A 24,897-nucleotide genomic window follows, 5' to 3' on the forward strand; every position below is an offset into this window, starting at 1 on the left:
CAGCATAAAAATTAATATGCGTTCCCGTGATATGCGTGACGGTAGGGTTGGGGATGCGCCACAAAGTACGGTGAATAACAGCCCCTACCTCTACAATAGAAACGCATCACTACAGAAGAAGGAGAACGCATGGGCGTAACGATTAAGGTCACTGACGAAGCAGGCGTAAACTACGACATTCAGTGGGAAGACCACCACACCCTCCTGGAAGCCCTCCAGGCTAACGGCGTGCCGGTCCTCGCAACCTGCGGTGGTAACGCATCCTGCGCTACCTGCCACGGCTTCATCGACCCCGAGCACTTCGAAGCTTCCGGTGAACGCACCGAAGCTGAGCAGGACCTGCTCGACATGGTCGACGATGTCGCCAACGAATACTCTCGCCTGTGCTGCCAGGTCGAGTACGCCCCCGGTATGGACGGAGCAGAAATTCAAATGCAGGCGGCGATGTAATCATGTTTAAATCGGCTCAGGTACTCGCATCAACCACCCTCCTCTGTTGCGTGCTCGCGCTCAGTGGATGCGGCGCGTCCCAGGCCGGTCAGGAAGCTGAAGGCACCTCGGCGCAGCCGAGTGCTTCGGCTTCGGTCAAGCCCGGTACGATTCGAGTAGCCTCCGACGGGGCTACCCCTTCTGTGTCCCCGGGCTCCATTACCGTGGTGAACTCCCCCGATGCGGCGCACCACGATTCTTCCTCTGAGCACTCCGAGTCTTCTTCCCACACCGAGACTCACGAGTCGAAGCAGAACTCTGACTCTCATTCTTCTGATTCCTCCCGCGAGGGTTCCGATCAGAACAAGTCAGACGACTCTGCAGATTCTCAGCAGGATTCCCAGAAGAGCTCAAACTCGTCGTCACAGTCGGGTTCCAACTCTTCGGGTAACTCCTCGAACTCCTCCGGTTCTTCGGGCTCGTCGAATTCTTCCAATTCCTCGAACTCTTCGGAGAAGTCCTCTAGCTCCTCCAGCAATACTGTTGCTGAGGGCCCGACCCAGTGCGATCTGGATGACCTGAACATTTCGGTTGCTGTGGGAGAAGGCTCCCCCGGCGCCCGAAACTACACCCTGTACTTCCAGAACTCCTCAAACTCCTCCTGTACCCTGCGCGGCTACCCGCGTGTGGTGCATGCGGGTCCTTCGGGAACCTGGGTTGGTCGTGAGGCTTCCACCTCCGATGAGTACATGAACTCTGCGGGCGTGACCCTTAACCCCGGCGATAGCACCACCGCGGTACTGCGTTCGGTGTACCCGGCACGCTTCGGCGATGATTGCGGTAGCCGCCCGGTTCAGGGCTTCCTGGTGGGTCTTCCCTCGGGTTCCGGTGGAGTGATTGTTCCGCTGGATACGACCGCGTGTTCCTCGTCTGTTCCGCAGCTGTCGGTGGGCCAGTTTGGTGCCCGCTAAGGCAGCTGCCCGCTAAGGCAGCGTTGCGGATGTAAATAACTCTGGCACGTTGTGTGTACTTATAGTTCACTTGTGCACCTATAGTTCAAGGGCGGTTCCCCGTGCTGGGGGAACCGCCCTTGAACTATTTTTAAGCCTAGTGTTTAGCTATGGTGTTTAGCTATGCCGTATCCGCGTGCTCTTAGAGGGAGCGGGTGACGTCCTCGTGGCTGAAGCGTGCACCGCGCGGGTATGCGGGAGCCTCGCCGTGGCCGAGGTTGACGACCAGGAACGGGATCTCTGCGTTGTCCGCGAAGAATTCCTTCTTGATGCCGTCGAAGTCTGCGCCGGTCATGGGGCCAGCGTCCAGGCCGAGGGCACGGATTGCGGTGATGAAGTAGCCTGCCTGCAGGTGAGCGCTCAGCTCACCTGCAGGGGTGGCAAGCTCCTCGGTGGTGAAGAAACCCTTGATGAAGTCGGCAGCGTAGGGGTTGAAGGTGTCAGCGTGCTCTACCCAGTTTGCGTCCGCGGAGAGAACCGCGGTCACCGGTGCCGCCTGGGTCTTTTCCTGGTTACCGTCTGCCATGTGTGCGACGAGGCGCTCGCGTGCTTCGGGGCTCTTGACCCAGGTGATGCGCAGGGGCTGGCTATTGAAGGCGGTGGGGCCGTAGAAGGTCAGCTCCTGGATGCGGCGCAGCTGCTCGTCAGTGACGGGCTCCTCGGTGAAGGAGGAGACGGTGCGCGGCTCGTGGAAGAGGTTGATGAGCTGTTCTTCGGTCAGGCGGGTCATGGTGAGGCTCCTTTGGGTTGTTCTCTCAGTCAATTACTTTACAAGTAAAATATTACATGCTCTATAGAAGCTCTGTCAAGCACATCTTCCTCCCCGACCCCCAACAATTCAAGAGACGCACACCATAAACCCCGCCATAATAGATACATGACCGACGCACTCTCCCACTTCTCCACCCCCGTACGCGACTGGTTCCGCGCCACCTTCAGCGCACCCACCGCCGCCCAAGAAGGCGCCTGGGAGAGCATCCGCAACGGCAACAACACCCTCATCATCGCCCCCACCGGCTCCGGCAAAACCCTCGCCGCCTTCCTCTGGGCACTCGACGCCCTGCACCGCGAACACGAAGCCGGAACCGCAGGCGGCACGCGCATCCTCTACATCTCACCCCTCAAAGCACTCGGCGCCGACGTCGAACGCAACCTGCGCGCACCACTGACCGGAATCACCCGCCTAAGCGGAAACAACACGGGCGAACCGAACATCAGCGTGGGCGTGCGCAGCGGCGACACCCCCGCACGCGAACGCCGCCAACTCATCAGCAACCCGCCCGACATTCTCATCACCACCCCCGAATCCCTCTACCTCATGCTCACCAGCGCCGCCCGCAACACCCTTACGGGCGTGACCACCGTAATCGTGGACGAGATTCACAACCTCGCCGCCACCAAACGCGGCGCACACCTGGCGGTCTCCCTCGAACGCCTCGACGCGCTCCTCGAAAAGCCCGCACAGCGCATTGGCCTCTCCGCAACCGTCGAAAACCCGGAGGCGGTCGCCCGGTTCCTCGGCGGCATTCAGCCGGTGACCATCATGAGCCGCCCGGTCGCCAAAGAATGGGACCTGCGTCTGAGCGTGCCCGTACCCAATATGGCGGCGCTCGGAGGCGCCAACGACTACGGGCAGGGGCTCTACGCCCCATCAGAATATGCGCCCTCGGAGGTGCCGGGCGGCGGGGGCTCAACTTCTGCCGGCTCGGCGCAGGGCGCGGCACAGCCTGCCCCCAGCGCAGCGAATACCCCGGCAAGCGCTCCCTACACGCTCGAAGATGCCATTGGCGTATTCCCCGGCCAAGAAACCGGTCAAGAAACCGGACAGGCAAACCCGGCGCGACAGGGCAATAACGCCGCGCCTAAAAATACGCTCACCATCCCGGAAAAGGTATTGCGAGAAGGGGAGCTGCGCGAAAAGGCATTGCGAGACACCGCCGATAGCGAGCGCCCCGAGACCTCCATCTGGCCGCGCGTGCAGGAGCGCATCGTCGACCATATTGAGAACAACCGTTCTACGATTGTTTTCGTTAACTCGCGCGGACTAGCGGAAAAACTCACCGCGGCACTCAACGATATTCACCTGCGCCGCGTCCTCGCGAAGCAGGGAATTGATCCCGAAGACTATGCGGCAGGCATCTGCGACATCGCCGAGGTGCCGCCGCTCGCCCGTGCGCACCACGGCTCCGTATCCAAGGAACAGCGCACCCTCATCGAGGAGGCGCTCAAGGGCGGAACCCTGCGCTGCGTGGTCGCCACCAGCTCCCTGGAACTGGGCATCGATATGGGCCACGTGGACCTCGTAATCCAGGTGGCCGCGCCTCCCTCGGTCGCCTCCGCGCTGCAGCGCGTGGGTCGCGCCGGACACCGCGTGGGCGAAATTTCGCGCGGATTCTTCTACCCCAAGCACCGCGGCGACCTGCTCGGTGCAACAGTCACCCTCGCCGGAATGCGCAGCGGAACCCTCGAGCCGCTCACCATCCCCACCAACCCCCTGGACGTACTCGCGCAACAGACCGTCGCCGCCTGCGCGTTGGGCCCCATCAGCGTGGACTCCTGGTACGAGGCGCTACGCCGTAGCGCGCCCTACGCCGAACTGCCGCGCGCCCTCTTCGACTCCGTGCTCGAAATGCTCGCCGGACGCTACCCCTCCGACGAGTTCGCCGAACTGCGCCCGCGCATCATCTGGGACCGCACCCCCACCGAGGAGGCACCCTCCGGCAGTATTGAGGGCCGCCCCGGTGCGCAGCGCCTCGCCGTCACCAGCGGCGGCACGATTCCCGACCGCGGACTCTTCCCCGTCTACCTGGTCAGCGGCGATGAAGAGCGCGGCCCCAAGCGAGTGGGTGAGCTCGACGAGGAAATGGTGTACGAATCCCGCGCTGGCGAGGTCATTACCCTCGGCGCGAGCAGTTGGCGTATTGAAGAAATTACGCACGACGCGGTGCGGGTCTCCCCCGCGCCCGGTCAGCCCGCGCGCCTGCCCTTCTGGCACGGCGACCGCATGGGTCGCCCCTACGCCCTGGGTGTGCAGACGGGTGCGTTCACGCGCGCCCTCTCCAGCCTGGATGCCACCGATAGCGCCGCCGCCCGCCAGCAGCTTGAACAGCTCGGACTGGACACCTGGGCGGTCGATAACCTGCTCGCCTACCTACGTGAGCAGCGCGAATCCACCGGGGCGGTCCCCTCCGACACCCGCATGATTGTGGAGCGGCACCGCGACGAACTGGGCGATTGGCGAGTGGTCCTGCACTCGCCGCTCGGCTACGGAGTGCACGCACCCTGGGCGCTGGCGGTGCGCGCCCGCATCGAGGAGCGGTACGGGGTGGATGCCTCCGTCATGGCGAGCGATGACGGCTTGATTCTGCGCCTGCCCGCCATGGAGGATGTACCGCCCGGCGCTGACCTATTCCTTTTCGACCCGGACGAGCTGGAGGCGATTGTCACCGAACGCGTGGGCGATTCGGCGCTTTTTGCGTCTCGGTTCCGTGAGAATGCGGCGCGTGCCCTGCTGTTGCCGCGCCGTGATCCGGGTAAGCGCACCCCGCTGTGGCAGCAGCGTCAGCGTGCGGCTCAGCTGCTGGATGTGGCGCGTAAGTACCCTGATTTTCCGGTGCTTTTGGAGACGGCGCGCGAGTGTCTGCAGGATGTGTACGATGTTCCGGCGCTGGTTCAGGTGCACCGTTCCCTGCAGTCTCGGGCGGTGTCCATGCTGGAGGTTGAGACGAACGACCCTTCGCCTTTTGCGCGCACCCTGCTCTTTGAGTACGTTGCCGAGCACCTCTACGATGGCGATGCGCCCGCCGCCGAACGCCGCGCCGCCGCGCTGTCGCTGGACCCGGCACTGCTGGCTGAGCTTCTAGGTTCGAGCGGTCTGCGCGACCTGCTGGATCCGGCGGTTCTGGTGCAGACTCAGCAGCGTCTGCAGCGCACGGGTGAGCGTTACCGTGCCTGCGGTGTGGAGGGCGTGGCGGATCTGTTGCGTCAGCTGGGCCCGTTGAGCGCGCGGGAGTTGAGTCTGCGTTTGCGGGCTGAATCTGCGGCGCACGGTTCTCAAGATTTCGGCGAGTCCGAGGGGGCTGAAAACTACGGCGAGGGTTCCGGCGCGCACGCCAGCACGGCTGAGGCTTGCGCCCTGGCGGAGGAGCTGGTGCGCTCGCGCCGCGCGTTCTCGTTCATGGGAGCTGCCGATGGTTCCGCCGAGCCGCAGCTGTACTATGCGGCGGTTGAGGATGCCGCGCGTCTGCGCGATGGACTGGGCATTATGCCCGCTGCGGCGCTTCCTGCTGCCCTCCTGGAGCCGGTCGCGGAGCCTTTAGAGGATTTGGTTTCTCGCTATGCGCGCACCCATATTCCCTTTACGGCGCAGCAGGTGGCGGAGCATTTTTCGCGCCTGACCCCGGTGGGTGTGGGCGTGCTGACTCCGGTGTTGCAGCGTCTTCAGCAGCAGCGCCGCCTGAGCTCTGGCGAGTTCCTGCCCGAGGTGCTGCGCGCCTCCGGGGCGGTCGGCGTTGAGTGGGTGGATGCGCAGGTTTTGCGCACGATTCGCGCCCGTTCCCTGGCGGCGTTGCGTGAGGAGATTGAGCCGGTATCGGCGCAGGTCTATGGCGTTTTCCTGCCCTCATGGCAGAACGTTCGTTCTTTATCCGTGCGGGTTGCGCAGACCCTGCCGGAGGCGAGCGCCTACGGTGCGTTCATGCCCTCCCGCCGCGCCGCCACGGTGGTGGGCGAGAGGGTCGCGCCCCTCGGCACAGCGGAACCCAACCCGATGGCACTCAACCCGATGGCTGAGAACGGCGCAGAAAACGGCACCACTCATGCGGGTCAGGACTCCGCCTCCTCCACGGAGGATCTGCTCACCGCCATCGACCAGTTGGCGGGTGTGCGCGTACCGGCTTCCGCGCTGGAGACGCTGATTCTTCCGGCGCGCGTGCCCGGCTACCAGCCGCACATGCTGGACGAGCTCATGGCGAGCGGCAGGGTGTTCTTCACCGGCGCCGGTCAGCTCGGCGGCGGTAGCGCACAGAAGTCTGACGGCTGGATTCGCCTGCATTTGAGCGAGAGTTCTTCGCTGACCCTGGGCGAGGACTACCCGGAGCAGCTGCTGCGCGCGGAGAACCCGGAGCTCTGGGAGGCGTTGCAGGCTCCGGGCACGCTGGAGCACGCCATCTATGAGGCGCTGGCTCACGGCGGCCTGTTCGTGCCGGCGCTGCGTGAGCGGGTGGCGCAGTTGATGAGCGCGGCGGCACCCGCCGGTCAGGTGGTGACTTTCCCGGAGGCGGCGGAGGTTTCGGCGGCGCTGTGGCGCCTGGTGTGGGCTGGTGCGGTGACGAACGATAGTTTCGCGCCGGTTCGGGCGATGCTTGCGGGTGTCCGCAGTGCGCATCCGACCCCGACCGCCCCTGCGCGCCTGTCGCGGGTGGGTCGCCGCGGGGCGGGCCGTATTGCGGCGGCGCGCGCCTCCATGGGTAACGGCATGGCGGGCGGTTACAGTGCTGACAGCTATAGTTCCGGCGGCTACTCTGCTCCTGTCGCCGGGCGTGGCTTGCGTTCCCTGCGCGGTAGTTCCCTCCGCGGCGGGCTCCATACGACCGCCCCCACTGTTGCCCCGCAGGATAGCGGTCGCTTCTCGCGCGTGGACACCCTGCTGCAGGAGCCGGTGGAGGCGACCGTTGCGGTGCTCGCACGCGCCGACCTGCTACTGGATCGCTACGGTGTGCTGACTCGCGGGTGCCTGCAGGTGGAGGATTCTGCCGGCGGGTTCTCGCAGCTGTACCGGATTTATTCGGCGGCTGAGGATCGTGCGCTGGTGCGTCGCGGCTACTTTATTGAGGGTTTGGGTGCGGCGCAGTTCGCCGCCCCCGCGACGGTGGACCTGCTGCGTTCTACCGCCGATAACCTCAGTATTCCCGCAGGTCCACAGAATTATAGTGCGACACAGGGTTTTGGTGCGAGCGCCTACACCCCGCAGCGTACCGATACGGAACAGGTGTACGGCACGTTCACGGTGACCCTGTTGGCGGCGACCGACCCGGCGAACCCGTACGGTGCGGCGCTGAGCTGGCCCGCGATTCCGTCCTTTGCGGGCGAGGGTGTGGGAGTGGTCAAGCACCGCCCGGCACGCAAGGCGGGCGCCTGCGTGGTGCTGGTGGACGGCGCCCCGGTGCTGTACGTGGAGCGCGGCGCGAAGACCCTGCTGGCTTTCACCACCGACCCGGTGCTTCTGGAGGCGGCGGCCCCCGCCCTGGCGCGCCTGGTATCCGCCGGTGGTGCGGAGAAGATTTCGGTGGAGAAGGTCAACGATGTGGAGCTTTTGAGCACTCACACGCTGGGCACCCACACGCTGAATCCCTCCACCGGCGAGGCTGTGGTGCATCCGGTGGAGGCACTGCGTGCCGCACTGCAGGCACAGGGTTTCTACGCGACGGTTCGTGGCCTGTCGCTACGCCGCTCCATTTAACTTAACGCAAGCAGATCCTCAAGCTTAGCCTCAGATTAAATTATTTCCTCAACCTCAACCTGAGCATCATAATGCCCCGCACCCTCACGGAAGGGGGTACGGGGCATTATGTTTCCCTACTCACGAACCGGGTGGTATTCCCGGAGTCCGCCACGTCGCAAGCGGCGCGACGGAGGAATAACCGCCCGGATGTCCACGTCGCCTTTGCCGTGGAGCACATAACCAAACATCGGAGCGGGAAGTCCTACGTTGACCTGTCACCTCTTAGAGTGGCTAGTAGCCGCCGGTGAGGGTGTCAACGGCACCCAGGCACAGGTCGATAGCTTCTTCGAGCCCGAGCCCGCGGGAGCGAACGGTGCGCTGATCGCGGGGGTTGAGCTGCACGACGTGCAGGGCGAAGTAGTCGACGAGCTGCAACCAGCCTCCGAGGATGACGCGGGTGCGGTCATTAATCGGCATGCCGGTGCGTTGGAGCATCCATTCGAGGTAGTCAGTGGGGTTGTTCGGGAAGTCCTCCCCACCGGGGGTGGGGACACCGGCTACGACGAGGAAGTAGGTGCGCAACGCCCTGCGGAGTGCTTCCTCGGGGTTTTCGTGGTGCTCGCCGAGCGCTTCGAGGACTGCGTTGGCTTCGCGTCGGGTGACGGCTGCCGCCAGGGAGTCCTTGCCGGGGAAGTAGTGGTAGAGCAGGGCGCGGGTAATGCCTGCATCGCGGGCGATAGCGCTCATGGAGGCGCCGAGTACGCCGCGTCGAGCGAAATGTTCTGCAGCAATTTTCAGAATTTGCTCTTCGCGTTCGTGCGGTTCCATGCGCAGGGCACCGGTGCGAGGCTCCGCATTCTTTTGTGAATGTTCCATAACCTCTCCTATCGCATTTTCCGGTGCTTTGGAATTGTCTGATTGCACCGCCGTAATTGGGGGTGTTCCTTTACTCTCTGCGCCCTTGCGCTGTTTCTGTCCCATTTCGACCCCTTCGTTCGAAATATCGAACTTCTGTGTCTTAATCGTACCGCTTTAAGGCTACTTTCAGCCTTTATTAAGGCGTTTATGACGTAGGATGCTCAGGTTAGCAGGTATTTATTTGCTTCACATCTTTTATACTTAGAAAAACCACGGGGGCTAAATTGAGGGTTATTAGTTTCTGATTTGACAGAACTTTCGAAAATACCGCACATAAACGCTGTTTTTTGTAAAATTAATGCAGTTTTTTTAAATTAAATGTCCAATAATTTCAAAAATTTGTGAAGTTTTCGTTTTTTGTTCCACGCATTCACACAAACATTCATGAGTGTCAGACAAAACTGCATTCCGCAACCCCACGCCCAAACCCACGGTAATATTTCCACTCGCAGGCAACTTAGCCTAGCGCACCCGGGTCGTCGCCGAATCAGCCCCTCCTGAAACTCCCAAAAGGTAGAGTAGAGCCATGCCCGCACAGAACATCGCACGCCCCCGCCCTCAGCCCAGCTCACTGCCCAACTCTCAGCCCGATACGCAGCAGGGAATGCAGTCCGGCACCGTCTATCAGGCGAAACCGGCACGCCGCACGCACCGCCGCCTACTGACCCCTCCGCTGGCTCAGAAGAACGGTATCGACCCGATTCAGCTGATCCTGCCGCTTGTGGAGGAGCTCCCCGCCGAGCTCACCCCGAACAACACCGTCCCGGCAACCATTGCGGATTACCTGATTGCGCGTTTCTACCCGAACGACCCGCAGATTATTCACGCCCGCTTCGACACCGGCGAGGTGCGTCTGGATGACGGCACAATTCTGACCGGCGATAGCCCGTATATGCCGGGCGAGCGCATCTGGTACTTCCGTGAGCTTGCCGACGAGCCGCAGCTGCCCTCCGATATGCCGGTGCTCTACGAGGATGAGCACGTGCTGGCGATTGATAAGCCGCATTTTCTGCCGACCACCCCGCGCGGTTCCTATATTGCGCAGACCGCGCTGACCAAGCTGCGGGTGCGTGAGCGGAACCCGTTGCTGATTCCGATTCACCGCCTGGATCGCCCGACCGCGGGCGTGCTGCTCTTTGCTAAGACTGTGGAGGCGCGCCGCCCCTTCCAGATGATGTTTCAGCATCGTCAGGTGTCGAAGACCTACCGCGCCGTGGCGCCGGTTCCCGCCGACACGTCCGCCGCCGAGCAGGCGTTGAGTGCGGAGGGTCTGCAGGTGCGTTCACATATTCAGAAGATTCGTGATCAGCTGCAGGTTCAGCAGCTGTCTGAGGAGCAGTGCGCGGCGCAGGGTGTGGAGCCGAATACGCTGACGACCGTGAAGATTCTGCGAACTTTCACTCCGAGTGCGCAGGCGGTTAAGGGGTGGGGAGCCGAGCCTACACTGAACAAAAAACAAGAATGGGCGCTCTATGATTTGGCGCCCCACACCGGCAAGACGCACCAACTGCGGGCGCACCTGAACCTTTTGGGTTCCCCCATTCTGGGCGATGTTCTCTACCCGCAGGTGTTGCCCGACGCCCCAGACCGCCCGGAGTACCCGCTGCAGCTGCTGGCGTACAGCCTGCACTTTGAGCACCCCATCACCGGCGAGCGGGTGGACCTGTACAGCCAGCGCTCGCTGGCTGCCGCCGCCTAACCGGTTTTTGAGTGGCGTTCACTCCGTTCCCTGCGGTGCATCTTCTTGGCGGGCTCTCGAAAAGGGATCACGCCCGAGAGCCCGCCCACAGCATCCGGGCGCTCAGAGGGCAAAAAGTGGGATAATTTCAGACGTAATACTTCATCGCACACTACAGAGGGTCCATGAAATCCCAGCCGTCTTCCCACAACGAGCAGTCTCTGGAGTCGATTAGCGAGTACGCCCAGCGCACCTCCTCGCACGCCGCTGCCGCAGCCGTCAGCGTCACCGATACCTTTGTGCATCGCATCCTCGGTGTGCCCGGTGCCCTCATCGGTTCAGTGCAGGTGCCCGATCCGCGCCCACTGAGCCAGCGCCTGAACGTTTGGCATTACTGGTGGCAGGCGCACCTGCTGGACTGCGTGATTGACGCCGGTCAGCGTCACCTGCGCGAGGGCGATATTACTGCCGCCCAGGAAGAGCTACACCGCGCCCGCGCGCTGTTGCGCGGCATTAACGTGCGTAACTACGGTCGCTTCGCGAACGATTATTTTGACGATATGGCGTGGCTGACCCTCGCGGTGGGCCGCATGAATTCCTTCTGCATTGAGCTGACCGGCGCTAATGACGTTGCCGCTCAGGATGCTGGCGCGGCTCTCTTCGAGCAACTGGCAAAGGGTATTTCCCCGGTGGGCGGCATGAGTTGGCGTAAGTCCAAGCGTGATTTTGTGAATGCTGCGGCGACCGCGCCGACCGCTCTGGCGTATGTGCGTGCGGGCGACCCGAAGACTGCCGCCGCGCTCATGGACTGGATGAACGAAACCCTCTGGGATGCAGAACGTTCGCTCTATATTGACGGCGTGAACGTGCGCGGCGACGAGTATGAATACGAGCGCGGCGAATTCACCTACAACCAGGGAACCGCCCTGGGCGCCCTGCTGAGCCTCGCCGCATCCGGTGTATCCTGCGAGGTGGACCCCGCAGAACGCGCTGAGCGCCTCATCGTCGGCATCGTCAAGCACATGACCGAGGAGGTGGAGTTCCTCTCCGGTGCGCGCCGCCGCATCCTCATCTCGCACGGCAACGGCGACGGCGGCCTGTTCACCGGCATTCTCGTGCGCTACCTGGGCATGGCGGCATCCTCGCCGCTGCTCAGCGATGAGGCGCGAGCGCTCGCCTCGACCCTGGTGTACTCGACCGCACGCGCCCTGTGGGAGGGTCGCCGCGAGTTCGACCCCGACCTGCCGATGAACGAGTACGGCATTGACCCGAATGAGATTCGCGGTAAGGCGCTCGTGCAGTTCTCCCCGCGGTTCACCGAGCCGATGAGTAAGGTTGTGAAGCCCGGCGCGCCGGTGGAGCTGTCCACTCAGGTGCAGGCGTGGACCATTTTCGAGACGGCGGCACGCCTGGCGCATGCCCGTGACCTCGCCTCCCACGGTTTCTAAAGCACTGTTTCTAAAGCACGGCCTCTAAAACCCTACGATTCTTCACCCCAGCCCTAATCTTCTCCGTTCAGCGCAGAAGATCAGGGCTAGTGCAGAAGGTTAGGGCTGGATTCATTGCAGGGGCATGCACACGGGCGTACGGTGGATTTTATGCTTGCTTCAGAATCACAACAGGTCACTGCCAGCCCGAACGCTAACACCATTTTCATGGTCTGGAAGTTCAAGGAGGGCATCTCGCAGGATGCGCTCGTTGAGGGATTCCAGAACCTCTGCGGGCTCGTCATTAACCTCAACCACACCGCCGCGAACCGCTACTCGCCCGAGAACGCCAGCATTGTGCTGGGTATCAGCCACAGCGCGTGGCTGACCCTGGATCTGCCTATGCCGCTGCCGCAGGAGCTCGTGGAGTTCGAGGAGATTAAGGGCCCCAAGCACACCGCGGTGTCCACTCCCGGTGATCTGCACTTCCACATCCGCGCGACTCAGCCGTCCGTCGCCTACGATATGGCCTCCGCTATTACTGCGGCTCTACGCGATATTGCCGAGACCGTGGATGAGGTGCACGGCTTCCGCTACTGGGACGGCCGCTCCATCATTGGTTTTGTGGACGGCACCGAAAACCCGCAGACCCCCGCGGCACGCGAATACTTCGGCATCATCGGTGACGATGACCCCATGTACAAGGGCGGCAGCTACCAGTTCGTGCAGAAGTACATCCACGACATGACCGCGTGGAACGCCCTGCCCGTCTCCGAGCAGGAGAAGGTCATTGGCCGCTCCAAGCACGAGGACATCGAGATGAGCGAGGACGAGAAGCCCGCCAACTCGCACTCCGCTCTTGCCAATATCGGTGACGACTTCAAGGTTATTCGCGACAACATGCCCTTCGGCACCGTGGGTAACAACGAGCTGGGCACCTACTTCATCTGCTACGCCAGCACCTTCTCGACCGTTCGGAAGATGCTCATGAACATGTTCATGGGAGTGGATGGCGCCAACTACGACCGTCTGCTGGATTTCAGCACCGCGGTGACCGGCACCCTCTTCTTCGTGCCGACCGTGGATATGCTCGGCGACTTCGCCGGCTAACTTCGCTGGCTAACTTCGCCGACTAGGGCTAGCTAAACTCAGCCACCCTGCCTATACCCCAATCTTGCTGTACCCCAACCTGACAGTACCCTAGCCTGACAGTACCCTCGCAAACCCCGCCTCCGGCAAGAGAGGCGGGGTTTTCCGGTAGGCTAGGGTGTAGACATTCAGACGGAAAGCAAACAATCGAGAGAAGAATGAGCGTTCTAGATAACTCTTTCCCCACCGAGGACTTTGGCTTCACCATCACCAGCCGCCTGGCGGACACCGCCTCCCCCAGCGCTGAACGTGTAGAAGCCAACGGCGGACAGTTCCGCGGACGCACCGGTGTCATCACCACCCCGCACGGACAGATCCAGACCCCTGCCTTCACCCCCGTGGGCACCAAGGCAACCGTCAAGGCGGTCCTGCCCGAATCCATGAAGGAGCTCGGCGCTCAGGCTCTGCTCTCCAACGCCTACCACCTGTACCTGCAGCCCGGCCCCGAAATCCTCGACGCGGCAGGCGGCCTGGGCGCCTTCATGAACTGGGACGGCCCGACCTTCACCGACTCCGGCGGCTTCCAGGTCATGAGCCTGGGCTCCGGCTTCAAGAAGGTGATCGACATGGGTACCATCGCGGACGCTAAGGGCGCCGACGGCCGCCCCCTCGGTGACGACGACGTGGCAAAGGGCAAGGAACGCCTCGCCCACATTGACGACGACGGCGTGAACTTCAAGTCGCATATTGACGGCTCGATCCACCGCTTCACCCCCGAGGTGTCCATGCAGGTTCAGCACCAGATCGGTGCCGACGTCATGTTCGCCTTCGACGAGCTGACCACCCTCTACAACTCCCGCGGCTACCAGGAGGAGGCGCTCGAACGCACCCGCCTGTGGGCGCTGCGCTGCATCGCTGAGCACCAGCGCCTGACCGCTGAGCGCGTGGGCAAGCCCTACCAGGCACTGTTCGGCGTCATTCAGGGTGCACAGTACGAGGACCTGCGCCGCAAGGCATGCCAGGACCTCGGTTCCATGCCCTTCGACGGCTTCGGTATCGGCGGTGCGCTTGAGAAGGAAAACCTCGGCACCATCGTGCGCTGGTGCGCCGAAGAGCTGCCCGAGTCCAAGCCCCGCCACCTGCTCGGCATCTCCGAACCCGACGACATCTTCGTCGGCATTGAGAACGGTGTAGACACCTTCGATTGCGTCTCCCCCACCCGCGTGGCACGCAACGCCGCCGTCTACTCCCCCACCGGCCGCTACAACATCACCAACGCGCGCTTCAAGGCGGACTTCTCGCCCATCTACGAGGGCTGCGACTGCTACACCTGCACCCACTACACCCGCGCCTACCTGCGTCACCTGTTCAAGGCGGACGAGCGTCTGGCGGCGACCCTCGCATCCATCCACAATGAGCGTTTCATCGTGCGCATGGTGGACGACGCCCGCGAAGCCATCAAGGACGGCACCTACTTTGAGTACCGTGACGAGTTCCTCGGCAACTACTACTCCGGTAAGAAGCCCTAAACCCGCTCTTCAACCCGTTTAAGGAGAACCCTATGAGCATCACTCATGTTCCCGATGAGGAGCTTCTCGTCTTCGACCACGAGATCGCAGCTCCGGTCGAGGACGTCTTCGGCGCCTACCTGGACCCCGAACTGCTGGTCCGTTGGTACGGCCCTGCCGGCTGGCACGTGCGCCCCACCGACGTTGTCGTGGAGCCCGTCGTCGGCGGTCTGCAGCGCCTATCCATGATCAACGAGGTTGACCCCTCGGTGTCATGCATTTTGCAGAGCCGCTTTTTGAGCATTGAGCCGTTCAAGGAGCTCGAATACGCCGAGCAGCTTCCTGACCACCTGGGCAACCCCGGTAGCGTGCTGGTGTACCAGCGTCACCGTTTCTTCCCCGAAACCGTGATTACCGCCGACGGCGTGGGAGCCGGTACCCGCATCGTCATTGAGATTGGCCCCATGCCCGCCTCGGTTCACGAGGAGGTGCGCACCACCTGGCGTTCGACCTTCGCCCGCCTGGATGACGTGCTCGCCGCCCGCGCACGCGGAGAGCTCTAAAACCCACCGCGCAGCACTCGCTGCCGCGCCAGCGGCCTGAGGTAGCTTCGAAACACACAAGCGCCGCGTTGACGAATGATTCGTCAACGCGGCGCTTGTGTTTAAGACCTGTGCCTGTGGAGTGTGAGCCGTGAACTAGTTGGTCAGCTTCACGGTAATGACGGTGCTGCCACCATCCAGGGACACGCACTCGGGGGTCGCACGATCCGCGCCGTCACCCGGCTTCCAGTAGCAGCGCGCCGACATGACGGTACGCTCACCATTCGCCTTATCGGTCACCTCGGCGGGGTTCTGCACCACAAACTGGCGGATCAGCTCACGCGCAAACAGGCAATCCACCGCGCCGGAGGTCACCTGAACCGTAGCGTTGTGCTTCAGGTAGCCGGTAGCGTCCATGCTGCCGCAGCTACCGCCCGCAGACTGAACATCCGAGCTGGACAGGCTCGCAGTGCTCGACGCCTTCGCCACAGCGCTCGCCGAAGTATTCGCCTTAGCCGATGCGGAGGAGCTCGCCGCCGCGCTCGCCTGAGCAGTCGTTGCCGGGCTTGCGGTGGTGATGGTTCCTGGGCTCACGGTAGCCGCCGCGGTAGGGGTGTGCACAGTACCGGCAGTCGGGGTGCTTTCAGTGACCGTTGCGGTGCGGGTGGGCGAAGGGGTCGCCTTCGCGCTCGTAGCGCTGGGGCTAGGGACTACGGTGGCGCTCGGGGAGGCGGTGGTAGTGCCTCCGGAGCATGCCGACAGCGCCAGCAGCAGCGTGGCACCGAGCGCTACGGGGCTGTAGCGCTTAGCGGTGCGGAGCGTAGAACGAGTCTGGGTAGAAGTCTGGTTAGAATGCTTCTGTGCCGGATGCATGGTGACCTTTCTGCGTCATTGGTTCGGGTTCCTCAACAGTATTCTAAAGACGCTACCTGTGAGCTAGCTATACGGCATCTGAGGAACCCGCAGGGTGCCCCCTCTAGGGCCCAATGGGAAAGGGACACAGCGGGCAGAACCCAATAAGAGGGGCTCCCCGGCATCGCGGGGAGTCCCTCCTTAGCTATTTGCCGCTCAATGACAACTCATTGGCAGCTCATTGCCTCTGGTGCGGGCGCTTAGCCTTCGTGCCTGCCACGCACCGTAATAGTGCGGCCGTTTCCGTCATGGCAGGTAATCGAGCCAGCCTCAATCTCGCCGAAGCAGGTCAGCTGCTTGCCCTCAGCGGCGGGCACCGTCACCACATCCAGGGCGTGCATGATTTTCGTGTTTGCGGTGTTGGTTTCCGCGTGCAGAGCCGAGGACTCATTCACGGTATTCACCTCGCTGGCGCCGGTCAGGAAGTTCATGCGAGTCACCTCCACCGGGCCGGCAAAAGTACGACCGACCGCACCGTTACCGTCGCCGGTCTGCTCGCCGGTGCGGCGCTCGCACACCAGGGTTCCGTCCGCGGGGTTCAGCTCGCAGAGGGTGCGCTCGTCCTCGCTCTTGAAACGGTAGTAGCCGGCGCCGGAATCGTAGTAGGAGGGCTCCATGAGGAAGGGAATCTGAGGAGCATCCGGATTGTCCAGGCGAGCCACAAAGGCGACGTCCTCATCAATGGTGCATTCGGGGGCGGCGCGATCCTCGCGACGGTTCTCAGCCATATCGGACGGCGGGTTCCAGTAGCAGGTGGCGTCCTGAACCTTCGCAACCTTGTGCTGGGTCGTGTTGTCGTCGGCACGCGGGGTGGTGACGTACTCGGTCAGCACATCCAGGGCGTGGGCGCAGTCCACGGTACCGCGCAGCACCATGATTTCCGCACCGGTCTTCAGGTAGCCCTTGCGGCCAATGTGTCCACAACGCTCACCGGCGGAGGCGCGCTCAGCCTCCACCTTTTCGGGTGCGCGGGGTGTCGCAGCGGCAGTGGGGTTTGCGACCGCCGCCGTTTCCTTCGCTTCAGCGGGTGCCGAGGATTCGGATGCCTTCGCCTCGGCGCTCTCTGCGGGGGCTGACACCCGGGTCTCGGTGACGGTCGGCTCGGTCTTCTTCGTTGGCGACGCCGTGGAGGAAGGGAGCGGGTACTTCGAGTGGTTAGCCGTGTTGGAGGGGCTGGGGGTCGACGAGGAGTTTTCGCTCTGAGAACCGCCAAAGCAGCCGGTCAGGGCGAGGAGAAGGGCGGCGGCGCATCCGGTGGCGCGCATCGTGCGGCGACCCCAGCCGACGGAGCCTGCCTGAGTGTGGTGAAACGGCATTGTTATCTCTCCCGGGAATGAACCTTTTGCACCCTTTGCAGAAGGTATTTAAAGCATACGCTTACCCCCGTTCAATACCGTTTTATTACAGCGGAGCGCCCCTACTTCTGCGGCAGGTAGGAGCTCAGCAGATCACGCTGCTCGGGGGTCAGTCGAGTCAGTCGCCCCGCAACCGAGTCCCAGAACGCCAGCACGGTAAAGGCACGCACGCATTCACGATGGTCCACCGGGGAGAGAATCGAGTAGCCAATACGCACGGATGCGGCGCTGACCTTCTCCACGCTCAAGCGCACCGGCACGGGCTCGCCGGTGTAGGGCAGCTGAGCCAGGTAGCGGATGCCGTGCTCGGCAATGAGCGCCTGCACGCCCTCGGCAACCAGGTCGAACAGCGGAATCGGAGGCTGCGGTGCCACGGTCGGCTTCTGCCCGGAGGACGGCGGTGGGCCGAAGAGCGCTACACGGGCTTCTTCCATGACCGAGAGGATAGCAACGTTGTTGACGTGCCCGTAGGCGTCCATATCACCCCAGCGGGCGGGCACGTGCACCAGCAGTTCGGTGGTACCGGCCTCAGAGGCGGGGTTCTGTTCGCGGTTCTTTTCATGGTTTTGCATGGTTTTAACTCTACTCGCCCCGCACCACGAGTCGGCCATTCGCACAGACTCGCAACATAAAACAAATGAACACATTATCTAGGATTAATGCTCTAAAAATATGTTCAGAAATTAAAGCGATGAGGCTCGAAAGCTACGATGCTTTCGAGCCTCATCCAACACACAGACATTTGAACGCATACAAGATCATACGGTTCACTGTCTATGATAGACCCGCCCTGAGGACCAATGGTATTTTTACGGTTTTATTACGGGGAATTCCAGAAATTTTCCGTATTTTTCGTTTATTACCTTCTTGGAGTTTGGAGTCTCTGCAGGCCCCAACACAGCCCTCCGAGGAGCTACAGAATCCGAGGAGCCACAGAACCTTAACGGCCCAGCTTTGCCGCGGTCTCCAAGGCATGATCAGCCTCGTACTTCATGGCGTCATACTCGGCAGTTGCCTGCTGAGCCTCCACGAAGGTCTGTTCGTCAATCACGTGAGTGTGTCGAATACGAGCAAAGTACAGCAGGCTCAGCACCACAAAGTAGCCCACGCCCACAATTGCCGGAACCATGGAACCGCGCACCATGAAGAGCGCAACCCACACCGCGAAGAGCAGCAGAACGCCGACCGCGGCGGTGAACTGGCCACCCCACAGGCGGAAACCGCCCGTTGCCGGCTCAACACGCTTGTACACGATGTAGGCGAACAGAATCAGAACCCACACGGTCAACGCGCACACCATAATCACGAAAATCATGGAGAGGAACGCTTCCTTCGGGCTGTACAGCGCCAGCAGAATAGCGATTACCATGCCGCTGGTCGACAGCCATACCGCACGAGCCGGAACGCCAGCGCGGTTCACCTGAGCCAGCTGGCGAGGCGCCATGCCGTCAGCCGCCAGGGAGTGCAACAGACGCGCACCCGCGTACAGGTTCGCGTTCGCACTCGACAGCGCCGCAATCAGCACCACAAAGTTCACGAAGTGCGCCACGCCGTGCACGCCCAGCTGCTCAAAGACCAGAACGAACGGGGACGCCTCCACAGCGTCGCCCAGACCGGACGCCGAACGCCACGGAATAACAGCTACAACAATCAGAACCGCCAGCACGTAGAAGGTCGCCAGGCGAATCATCATCGCCTTCGCCGAGGAACGCACCGAACGGGAGGGGTCCTTCGCCTCCGCAGCGGAAATCGAGATCATCTCAATACCGCCGAAGGAGAACATCACAACAGCCAGCGACAGCCACACAGACTGCGGGCCGTTCGGCATGAAACCGCCGTCGTTGAAGAGGTTTGCGGTACCCACCGCAGCGTGACCGGGCAGACCGAAGAAAATCAGGCACAGGCCCACCAGCAGGAAGGCAACAATCGAAATGACCTTAATCGAAGACAGGAAGAACTCCAGCATGCCGAAAGACTTCACACTCGTCAGGTTCAGCACAATCAGCGCCACACCAAACACGGCGATACCGACCCACAGGGGCAGCTGCGGCCACCAATAATTCAGGTAGGTCGCCACCGACACCAGCTCAACACCGGCAATCAGAACGGTCGCCGTCCAGTAGGCGATGCGAGTCAAAAAGCCCGCGAAGGGGCCCAGGTAGCGGGTAGCGATAGTACCGAAACCGCCACGGACAGGGTAGCGAACCGCCATTTCGCCGGTTGCCGCACCAATCACCGAAGCGAGCGCAGAACCAATAGCGTAGGTAAGAATGACCGCAGGACCAGCCATCGCAATGGCGGTGCCCGAACCCAAGAAGAGGCCCGTACCGAGCGCGGAACCCATCACGATCATGGTCATCTGTCCGTGGGACAGGGAACGCTTCAGGGTGCGCGATCCGGCGGTCCCCGCTGCAGCGTGGCTGCGGGTATCGTCGTTGTGGGACACGAAGGTGCCTTCCGTCAGTACGCCTTAGGGGCGTGATGTGCAATGTGTGCTCGCACCCGGCTGCTGCGGCTTCTAGCCTTGTTGACGGGTACGAATAGTTAACTATTCTACGGGCACACTCACGCCGCTCAGAACGGCGTCATCTAGGGCACAAAAGCGAAAGGCACCGAACGGGGTGCTCCCCCATCCGGTGCCTTGTATGTTTTAGCCTTGTGAGGCTTTCACGCTATTTAGTGCTGTGCCGCGCTGGTGTCTTCGTCGGCGTGCATAGCGTCCAGGTCGGGGCGCTCATAGCCGCCCTGAACCTTCGAGGAGATGGCGTAGCCGATAGAAATCAGCACGAAGAAGACGATGCCGACCATGATGGATTCCTGAACACCCGAGCCGGGCAGCATGAACATTGCCGCCAGGGTCGCCAGAACACCCGCCAGAGCCAGGCCTGCGGTGACGCGGCCACCCAGCACGGTGAAGGAGGAGGCGTTCTTCTGGTCCTTCTTGTACGCCTGGTAGGTCAGCAGAATCATGACCCACACAATCAGGATGCACAGGGTCACCAGTGCCATGAGCAGGGCAAAGATGTCGCCAATCTTGGCAACGGCCATCACGGTCGCCACGACAACGCCGGTGAAGGAGATGAGCAGAGCCACGACCGGCACGCCGCGCGAGGAGGTGCGTGCAGCCACTGCGGGAGCCATGCGGTCAGAGCCCAGGGCGTGCAGCAGGCGGGTTGCCGCGTACAGGGAGGCGTTAGCGCCCGAGAGCGCAGCAACGAGCACGACGAAGTTCATGATGTCCGCTGCGAAGGGGATGCCCAGTTCAGAGAAGACGAGCACGAACGGCGACTCGGTCAGCTCCGAGTTCTGTGCGGCGGTCTGCCAGGGCACCAGGCACAGAATAATTGCCATGGACACCACGTAGAAGGTGGACAGGCGCCAAATCATTGCCTTCACGCTGGTTGCCACCGAGCGTGCCGGGTCTTTCGCCTCCGCTGCGGAGAGAGAAATCATTTCCACACCGCCGAAGGAGAACATGACAACAGCCATCGAAATCCAGATGGATGCCGGGCCGTTGGGCAGGAAGCCGCCGTCGTTCACGAGGTTTGCGGTACCCGCCGCGGCGTGACCGGGCAGACCCACGAACACCAGCAGTACACCAATCACCATGAACACGATGACGGCAGAAACCTTAATCGAAGAGAGCAGGAACTCCAGGGCGCCGAAGGACTTCACGCTCACCAGGTTCAGCGCCAGAATAATTGCGCCGAAGAGAGCGACGAACACAGCCAGGGGAACGTCCGGGAACCAGTACGCCATGTAGTGACCAACCGCCACCAGCTCAGCGCCAGCCAGCGGCACGGTGCATGCCCAATACGCCCAGCGAGTCAGGTAGCCGCTAAAGGGGTTCAGGTATCGGCTCGCAATGGTGCCGAAACCGCCCTGGACGGGGTGACGCACGGACATTTCGCCCGCGCACGCAGCAATGGTTGCCGCAATCATCGCACCAATAGCGTAAGAGATGATTGCGCCGGGGCCCGCAATTTTAATGGCGGAGGAGGAGCCCAGGAACAGGCCCGTACCCAGCGCCAAGCCCATTGCAATCATGGTCAACTGGCCGTGGGAGAGGGAACGATTCAACGAGTCGTTCTTCGACTGCTCGGGGGTGTTCCCCTGCAGTTTAGACATAACGTATCTCTTTCTTAGACATGCTGTGTATTGAACAAAGCTGAAATGGCAACGCCGCCCAGGCGTTAGGCCGGGCGGCTGTGCACATCAGCTGTAAGGAGGTTAGCTTATGCCACGTACTCGAGTTCGTGACGCTTGAACCAACCAATAATCGGGTAGCTGATCGGCATGAGGAGCACCTCGACCAGGCACTTGTAGATATAGCCGATCAGTACGTAGTTGATGAATGCTTCCACGGTGTCGATACCGAGCACCGGTGCCGCAATGGAGCAGAAGATGAGGGTATCAAGCAGCTCACCGACCAGGGTGGAGACAATCATGCGCAGCCACAGGAAACGGCCCTTGCTTGCCTTCTTCATCGCGACCATGACCCAGGCGTTCAGGGTCTGGCCGAAGAGGTAACCGAGCAGGGAGCCCACAAAAATCTGCCAGACCGGGCCGAGAACCTGCGCGAATGCCTCCTGGCCGGTGTAGAAGCTCGCAGCGGGCAGGTGCACAATCAGCAGGAAGCACAGGGCCGCAAAAGCAGCCGAGCCGAAGGACGCCACAATGGCGCGGCGGGCACGCTTGAAGCCGTACACCTCAGAAAGAAGGTCGCCAATCACGTAGGCGAGCGGGAAGAGGAAGAAACCACCGTCGGTGACGATGGTCGAGCCAATCAGGGGCAACTCGAAGGGTAGCGGACCGAACTCCACACCCTTGGTTGCACCAATATTCGAAATGATCAGGATGACGCAGGATGCGCCCAGCAGCAGATCAAAGTAGCCGCGGCGACCAGCCCAGGGCACCTTGACGGTGCTCGTCTGAGCTTTAGATTCGCTAACGGGTTTAGCCATTACTTTCCCCAAGTCTTTCTTCATGCGATGTGTTTCTTCACGTCAGGTACGAGCCCTCACGCGTGGTGGTGAGCCTGCAATGCAGGGCAGGGTTCACCGGCTCGTCTGCCACCCGAGCCTATCTAATAGTACCTATACGCCGTACCGGCGGCAGGTTTATGGGCTCCGTTCAAGAGTGTGGACGCTCATGACCATCCCGCCAGCCTTCCTGACCGCACATTTACAATAAATGTATGAAGAATCTGGGCCGCGGAGTTCACCATACCGGGCAGGTGGCGTCCCCGCTGGATGCGGGGCATGCTTCACGCGCCTCGGTTCGCGGCTCGGTGCAGCGCTCGGTTCGTGGCTCTCTACGGCGAGCGCGGAGGCGGCGGTACCGTAACCAGCGGCGGCTGAGCGCGCATATTCCGCGTCTGCATCCGCTGTTGACCTATACAGCGCAGGCTGTGCGCACCGGTCTTTCTCTGCTGGAGCCGATGCTTCTGGCGTCCTCTGAGCTGCTCGGTTACCGGTCGTTTACGCATCGGGGTCGCAATATCTACTACCGGGTCGATAATCTGCATCTTCTGTCGGAGTCTGAGTCTGCGCCCGGTGTGCTGTTCTATTTTGATGGTGATCATCTTTCGCGTGCCGGTAGTCGCCTGTTGCGCCGTACTTCTCCCCTGCGTGCCGAGTTGGCGCAGGTGGCGGCTGAGTTCAATATGCTGTCGGTGCCGGTGCTGTCGCCGGGTAGCCTACGGGAGCCTCGCCTGAAGGATGCCGGTTCCTATGCGCCTCCTCTGACCTATAACTGGTGGGTTCGTGCCCGCTCGAACGGCAGGATGGTGCGTGCTCTGATTGAGGAGATTGCCCTGGCGTACGGGGTGGATATGAGCCGCGTCTGGCTTGCGGGCTATTCGGGGGGCGCGGAGTTCCTCAGCTACGAGCTGCTCTCGCACGATATTGACTGGATCCGTGGAGGCGGTGCGACCTTCATCGGTGGCGGCGGTGCCGACGGTGTGCCGGAACGGGTGCGTGAGCGGGCGGCGTTGAATCCTTCCTCGCATGAGCACCTGTTGATGAGTTGGCATGTGGGTGTGTTGGATGGGCGTTCGCCGTCGGGTCGTCGGCGTATGGCGACCAGTGCGGAGGGTAGCTGGTCGGCGCGTATTGCGGTGCAGGAGGGTAGCGCTTTCTACGAAGGTTTGGGGGCGCGGACTTTGTTGCAGGTGACTCCGGGGCGCGGCCATACGGGGTATCCGATTGCGTCGTTGGTGGGTGCTGATTTGGCGGCGGCTACTCGTTTGGGGTTCTTGTAGGGGGCGGTTATTTCGTCATAAACGCGAAAATTCGCATGGATTGGGCAAATTTCTTGGTGACACATTCAATAAATTCGTCATTTGATGACGATTTGGGGTAGAGTGTCACTATGCCTCGTATTTCTGCAGCAACCAACGCCGCCCAGCGCGAGAACACCAAGCGTGCCATTCTCAACTCCTTCGGCGAGATCCTCTACACCCGCGGCCTGCCCGGCCTGACCATGACCGACGTCGCCAAGAACGCCGGCATCGGCCGCACCGCGGTCTACAACTACTTCGCCGACATGGGCGAACTGTTGGTCGCCTACGCCCTGGATGAGACCGAACGCTTCCTCAACGAACTGCGCGTCGGTCTGGAGGGCATCGAGAACCCGATTGACCAGCTCGCGGTCTACATTCGCCTGCAGATCAACGATTTGGCGCGCCGCCACCTGCCTCCGGGCCCGGCGATGCGCTCCATGCTTTCCCCCGAGTCCTACGCGAAGCTCGGCAAGCACGTGCACGAACTGCAGATGGTGCTGGCGCATATTCTCTCTGCCGCCATTGCTGAAAACTACATTCCGAAGAACGACATTCGCGAGCTGGCGATGCTCGTACACGGTTCCCTCTCCTCAAGTGCGGGTCGCGCGGAGGATGCACCGGATGAGGAGACTCGCGAGCGCCAGATTCTGAATACTATCCGTTTTATTCAGATGGGCCTGGGCGCACGTTTTGACGCCGCAGGCAACCCTGTTCGCCTGGACTCCGAGGAGTCTCTGCCGGAGCAGTCGCCCGTGCAGGAGGCGAACTTGAAGGTCGCATCCTAAGTGTGGCGCTCCAGGCAGTAATACGCAGAGCAGTTATGCGTCAATAAAAATGCCGCGGACCTGATGCTTCTTTGCATCGGTCCGCGGTATTTTCTGTATTCGGGTGGTGTATTCGGGCAGGTTTTTACGCGCCGGGCAGCAGTGCCGGGGAGATGGAGTCCAGGTCCAGTACGCGCGCGTACATGACGGCGCGGCGGTGCAGGGCGTTGCGCAGTGCGCGGTGCACGCCGTCTTCGAGGTAGAGTTCGCCGCCCCATTTGACGACGTGCGGGAAGAGGTCGCCGTAGTAGGTGGAGTCTTCGGCGAGTAGGGTCTCGAGGTTGAGGGTTTTTTGGGTGGTGATGAGCGTGTCGAGGCGTACCTGCTGCGGCGGGATTCCTCCCCAGTCGGCGTGGGTCATGCCGTGTTGGGGGTAGGGGCGGCTGTCGCCTACTTTTTTGAAGATCATGGTGGTGCTTTCTGCAGGTGTGGGGCGCTTCGGCGGCACGTGGAACCGTGGGGTTCTGAAGAAATAGTACC

At 61.9% G+C, this 24,897-nt stretch carries 19 protein-coding genes; 10 read left to right on the plus strand and 9 right to left on the minus strand.

The window, feature by feature from the left end; translation table 11 throughout:
* Positions 1 to 129: 129 nt before the first annotated feature.
* Both RM6536_RS02730 and RM6536_RS02735 read left to right on the plus strand, forming a co-directional pair.
* Positions 130 to 450, plus strand: coding sequence for a 2Fe-2S iron-sulfur cluster-binding protein (locus RM6536_RS02730; protein WP_005507166.1), 321 nt, complete (start codon positions 130 to 132; stop codon positions 448 to 450).
* Between the two features lie 2 nt (positions 451 to 452).
* Positions 453 to 1,400, plus strand: coding sequence for a DUF4232 domain-containing protein (locus tag RM6536_RS02735; RefSeq protein ID WP_060823937.1), 948 nt, complete (start codon positions 453 to 455; stop codon positions 1,398 to 1,400).
* Between the two features lie 181 nt (positions 1,401 to 1,581).
* Here RM6536_RS02735 and RM6536_RS02740 read toward each other — a convergent pair whose 3' ends face one another.
* Entirely contained in the window at positions 1,582 to 2,169 is a 588-nt protein-coding gene (locus RM6536_RS02740; RefSeq protein WP_060823938.1) for a malonic semialdehyde reductase, read from the minus strand.
* Between the two features lie 147 nt (positions 2,170 to 2,316).
* On the opposite strand from RM6536_RS02740, the gene RM6536_RS02745 reads away from it, so the two are divergent.
* Complete coding sequence (locus tag RM6536_RS02745) at positions 2,317 to 7,899, plus strand: DEAD/DEAH box helicase (protein WP_060823939.1); 5,583 nt, start codon at positions 2,317 to 2,319, stop codon at positions 7,897 to 7,899.
* Positions 7,900 to 8,172: 273 nt separating this feature from the next.
* On the opposite strand, the gene RM6536_RS02750 is transcribed toward RM6536_RS02745, so the two are convergent.
* The gene (locus RM6536_RS02750) at positions 8,173 to 8,757 is read right to left on the minus strand and encodes a TetR/AcrR family transcriptional regulator (RefSeq protein ID WP_060823940.1); all 585 of its coding nucleotides are present in this window, start codon (positions 8,755 to 8,757) and stop codon (positions 8,173 to 8,175) included.
* A gap of 568 nt (positions 8,758 to 9,325) precedes the next feature.
* Here RM6536_RS02750 and RM6536_RS02755 point away from each other — a divergent pair.
* The 5 genes from RM6536_RS02755 to RM6536_RS02775 all read left to right on the plus strand — a co-directional run bounded on the left by RM6536_RS02755 (position 9,326) and on the right by RM6536_RS02775 (position 15,064).
* Positions 9,326 to 10,498, plus strand: coding sequence for a pseudouridine synthase (locus RM6536_RS02755; protein WP_060823941.1), 1,173 nt, complete (start codon positions 9,326 to 9,328; stop codon positions 10,496 to 10,498).
* Positions 10,499 to 10,662: 164 nt separating this feature from the next.
* Positions 10,663 to 11,925 (plus strand): glycoside hydrolase family 76 protein, encoded by a 1,263-nt coding sequence (locus RM6536_RS02760; RefSeq protein ID WP_060823942.1) that lies wholly within the window; start codon positions 10,663 to 10,665, stop codon positions 11,923 to 11,925.
* A 150-nt stretch (positions 11,926 to 12,075) separates the two neighbouring features.
* A complete protein-coding gene (locus tag RM6536_RS02765; RefSeq protein WP_060823943.1) occupies positions 12,076 to 13,014 on the plus strand; it encodes a Dyp-type peroxidase in 939 nt (312 codons plus the stop codon).
* A gap of 197 nt (positions 13,015 to 13,211) precedes the next feature.
* The gene (gene tgt / locus RM6536_RS02770) at positions 13,212 to 14,522 is read left to right on the plus strand and encodes a tRNA guanosine(34) transglycosylase Tgt (protein WP_060823944.1); all 1,311 of its coding nucleotides are present in this window, start codon (positions 13,212 to 13,214) and stop codon (positions 14,520 to 14,522) included.
* A gap of 32 nt (positions 14,523 to 14,554) precedes the next feature.
* On the plus strand, positions 14,555 to 15,064 hold the full coding sequence (locus RM6536_RS02775) for an SRPBCC family protein (RefSeq protein WP_060823945.1): 510 nt from the start codon (positions 14,555 to 14,557) through the stop codon (positions 15,062 to 15,064).
* 135 nt (positions 15,065 to 15,199) lie between these two features.
* On the opposite strand, the gene RM6536_RS02780 is transcribed toward RM6536_RS02775, so the two are convergent.
* From RM6536_RS02780 to RM6536_RS02805, 6 genes are all read right to left on the minus strand, one after another.
* A complete protein-coding gene (locus RM6536_RS02780) occupies positions 15,200 to 15,916 on the minus strand; it encodes a hypothetical protein (RefSeq protein WP_060823946.1) in 717 nt (238 codons plus the stop codon).
* Between the two features lie 239 nt (positions 15,917 to 16,155).
* Positions 16,156 to 17,271 (minus strand): hypothetical protein, encoded by a 1,116-nt coding sequence (locus RM6536_RS02785; RefSeq protein ID WP_060823947.1) that lies wholly within the window; start codon positions 17,269 to 17,271, stop codon positions 16,156 to 16,158.
* Between the two features lie 101 nt (positions 17,272 to 17,372).
* Positions 17,373 to 17,882 carry an acyl-CoA thioesterase gene (locus RM6536_RS02790; protein ID WP_060823948.1) on the minus strand — a complete coding sequence of 170 codons (510 nt, stop codon included), beginning with the start codon at positions 17,880 to 17,882 and terminating at the stop codon, positions 17,373 to 17,375.
* A gap of 368 nt (positions 17,883 to 18,250) precedes the next feature.
* Complete coding sequence (locus tag RM6536_RS02795) at positions 18,251 to 19,756, minus strand: amino acid permease (protein ID WP_060823949.1); 1,506 nt, start codon at positions 19,754 to 19,756, stop codon at positions 18,251 to 18,253.
* Between the two features lie 230 nt (positions 19,757 to 19,986).
* Positions 19,987 to 21,438, minus strand: coding sequence for an amino acid permease (locus tag RM6536_RS02800; RefSeq protein ID WP_060823950.1), 1,452 nt, complete (start codon positions 21,436 to 21,438; stop codon positions 19,987 to 19,989).
* Positions 21,439 to 21,545: 107 nt separating this feature from the next.
* Positions 21,546 to 22,274 (minus strand): queuosine precursor transporter, encoded by a 729-nt coding sequence (locus tag RM6536_RS02805; protein ID WP_060823951.1) that lies wholly within the window; start codon positions 22,272 to 22,274, stop codon positions 21,546 to 21,548.
* Positions 22,275 to 22,507: 233 nt separating this feature from the next.
* On the opposite strand from RM6536_RS02805, the gene RM6536_RS02810 reads away from it, so the two are divergent.
* Both RM6536_RS02810 and RM6536_RS02815 read left to right on the plus strand, forming a co-directional pair.
* Positions 22,508 to 23,572, plus strand: a complete 1,065-nt coding sequence (locus RM6536_RS02810; RefSeq protein ID WP_060823952.1) for a hypothetical protein — start codon at positions 22,508 to 22,510, stop codon at positions 23,570 to 23,572.
* A 110-nt stretch (positions 23,573 to 23,682) separates the two neighbouring features.
* Positions 23,683 to 24,378, plus strand: a complete 696-nt coding sequence (locus RM6536_RS02815) for a TetR/AcrR family transcriptional regulator (RefSeq protein ID WP_060823953.1) — start codon at positions 23,683 to 23,685, stop codon at positions 24,376 to 24,378.
* Positions 24,379 to 24,502: 124 nt separating this feature from the next.
* Here the strand turns inward: RM6536_RS02815 and RM6536_RS02820 are convergent, their stop codons facing one another.
* On the minus strand, positions 24,503 to 24,826 hold the full coding sequence (locus tag RM6536_RS02820) for a type II toxin-antitoxin system VapB family antitoxin (RefSeq protein WP_060823954.1): 324 nt from the start codon (positions 24,824 to 24,826) through the stop codon (positions 24,503 to 24,505).
* Between the last annotated feature and the right edge of the window lie 71 nt (positions 24,827 to 24,897).

The sequence above is a fragment of the Rothia mucilaginosa genome (assembly GCF_001548235.1).
In the GTDB taxonomy this organism is placed as follows: domain Bacteria; phylum Actinomycetota; class Actinomycetes; order Actinomycetales; family Micrococcaceae; genus Rothia; species Rothia mucilaginosa_B.

Coding starts and splice junctions, on each gene's coding strand:
- RM6536_RS02730 (WP_005507166.1), top strand. CDS start 130: ATGGGCGTAACGATTAAGGTCACTGACGAAGCAGGCGTAAACTACGAC.
- RM6536_RS02735 (WP_060823937.1), top strand. CDS start 453: ATGTTTAAATCGGCTCAGGTACTCGCATCAACCACCCTCCTCTGTTGC.
- RM6536_RS02740 (WP_060823938.1), bottom strand. CDS start 2,169: ATGACCCGCCTGACCGAAGAACAGCTCATCAACCTCTTCCACGAGCCG.
- RM6536_RS02745 (WP_060823939.1), top strand. CDS start 2,317: ATGACCGACGCACTCTCCCACTTCTCCACCCCCGTACGCGACTGGTTC.
- RM6536_RS02750 (WP_060823940.1), bottom strand. CDS start 8,757: ATGGAACATTCACAAAAGAATGCGGAGCCTCGCACCGGTGCCCTGCGC.
- RM6536_RS02755 (WP_060823941.1), top strand. CDS start 9,326: ATGCCCGCACAGAACATCGCACGCCCCCGCCCTCAGCCCAGCTCACTG.
- RM6536_RS02760 (WP_060823942.1), top strand. CDS start 10,663: ATGAAATCCCAGCCGTCTTCCCACAACGAGCAGTCTCTGGAGTCGATT.
- RM6536_RS02765 (WP_060823943.1), top strand. CDS start 12,076: ATGCTTGCTTCAGAATCACAACAGGTCACTGCCAGCCCGAACGCTAAC.
- tgt (WP_060823944.1), top strand. CDS start 13,212: ATGAGCGTTCTAGATAACTCTTTCCCCACCGAGGACTTTGGCTTCACC.
- RM6536_RS02775 (WP_060823945.1), top strand. CDS start 14,555: ATGAGCATCACTCATGTTCCCGATGAGGAGCTTCTCGTCTTCGACCAC.
- RM6536_RS02780 (WP_060823946.1), bottom strand. CDS start 15,916: ATGCATCCGGCACAGAAGCATTCTAACCAGACTTCTACCCAGACTCGT.
- RM6536_RS02785 (WP_060823947.1), bottom strand. CDS start 17,271: ATGCCGTTTCACCACACTCAGGCAGGCTCCGTCGGCTGGGGTCGCCGC.
- RM6536_RS02790 (WP_060823948.1), bottom strand. CDS start 17,882: ATGCAAAACCATGAAAAGAACCGCGAACAGAACCCCGCCTCTGAGGCC.
- RM6536_RS02800 (WP_060823950.1), bottom strand. CDS start 21,438: ATGTCTAAACTGCAGGGGAACACCCCCGAGCAGTCGAAGAACGACTCG.
- RM6536_RS02805 (WP_060823951.1), bottom strand. CDS start 22,274: ATGGCTAAACCCGTTAGCGAATCTAAAGCTCAGACGAGCACCGTCAAG.
- RM6536_RS02810 (WP_060823952.1), top strand. CDS start 22,508: ATGAAGAATCTGGGCCGCGGAGTTCACCATACCGGGCAGGTGGCGTCC.
- RM6536_RS02815 (WP_060823953.1), top strand. CDS start 23,683: ATGCCTCGTATTTCTGCAGCAACCAACGCCGCCCAGCGCGAGAACACC.
- RM6536_RS02820 (WP_060823954.1), bottom strand. CDS start 24,826: ATGATCTTCAAAAAAGTAGGCGACAGCCGCCCCTACCCCCAACACGGC.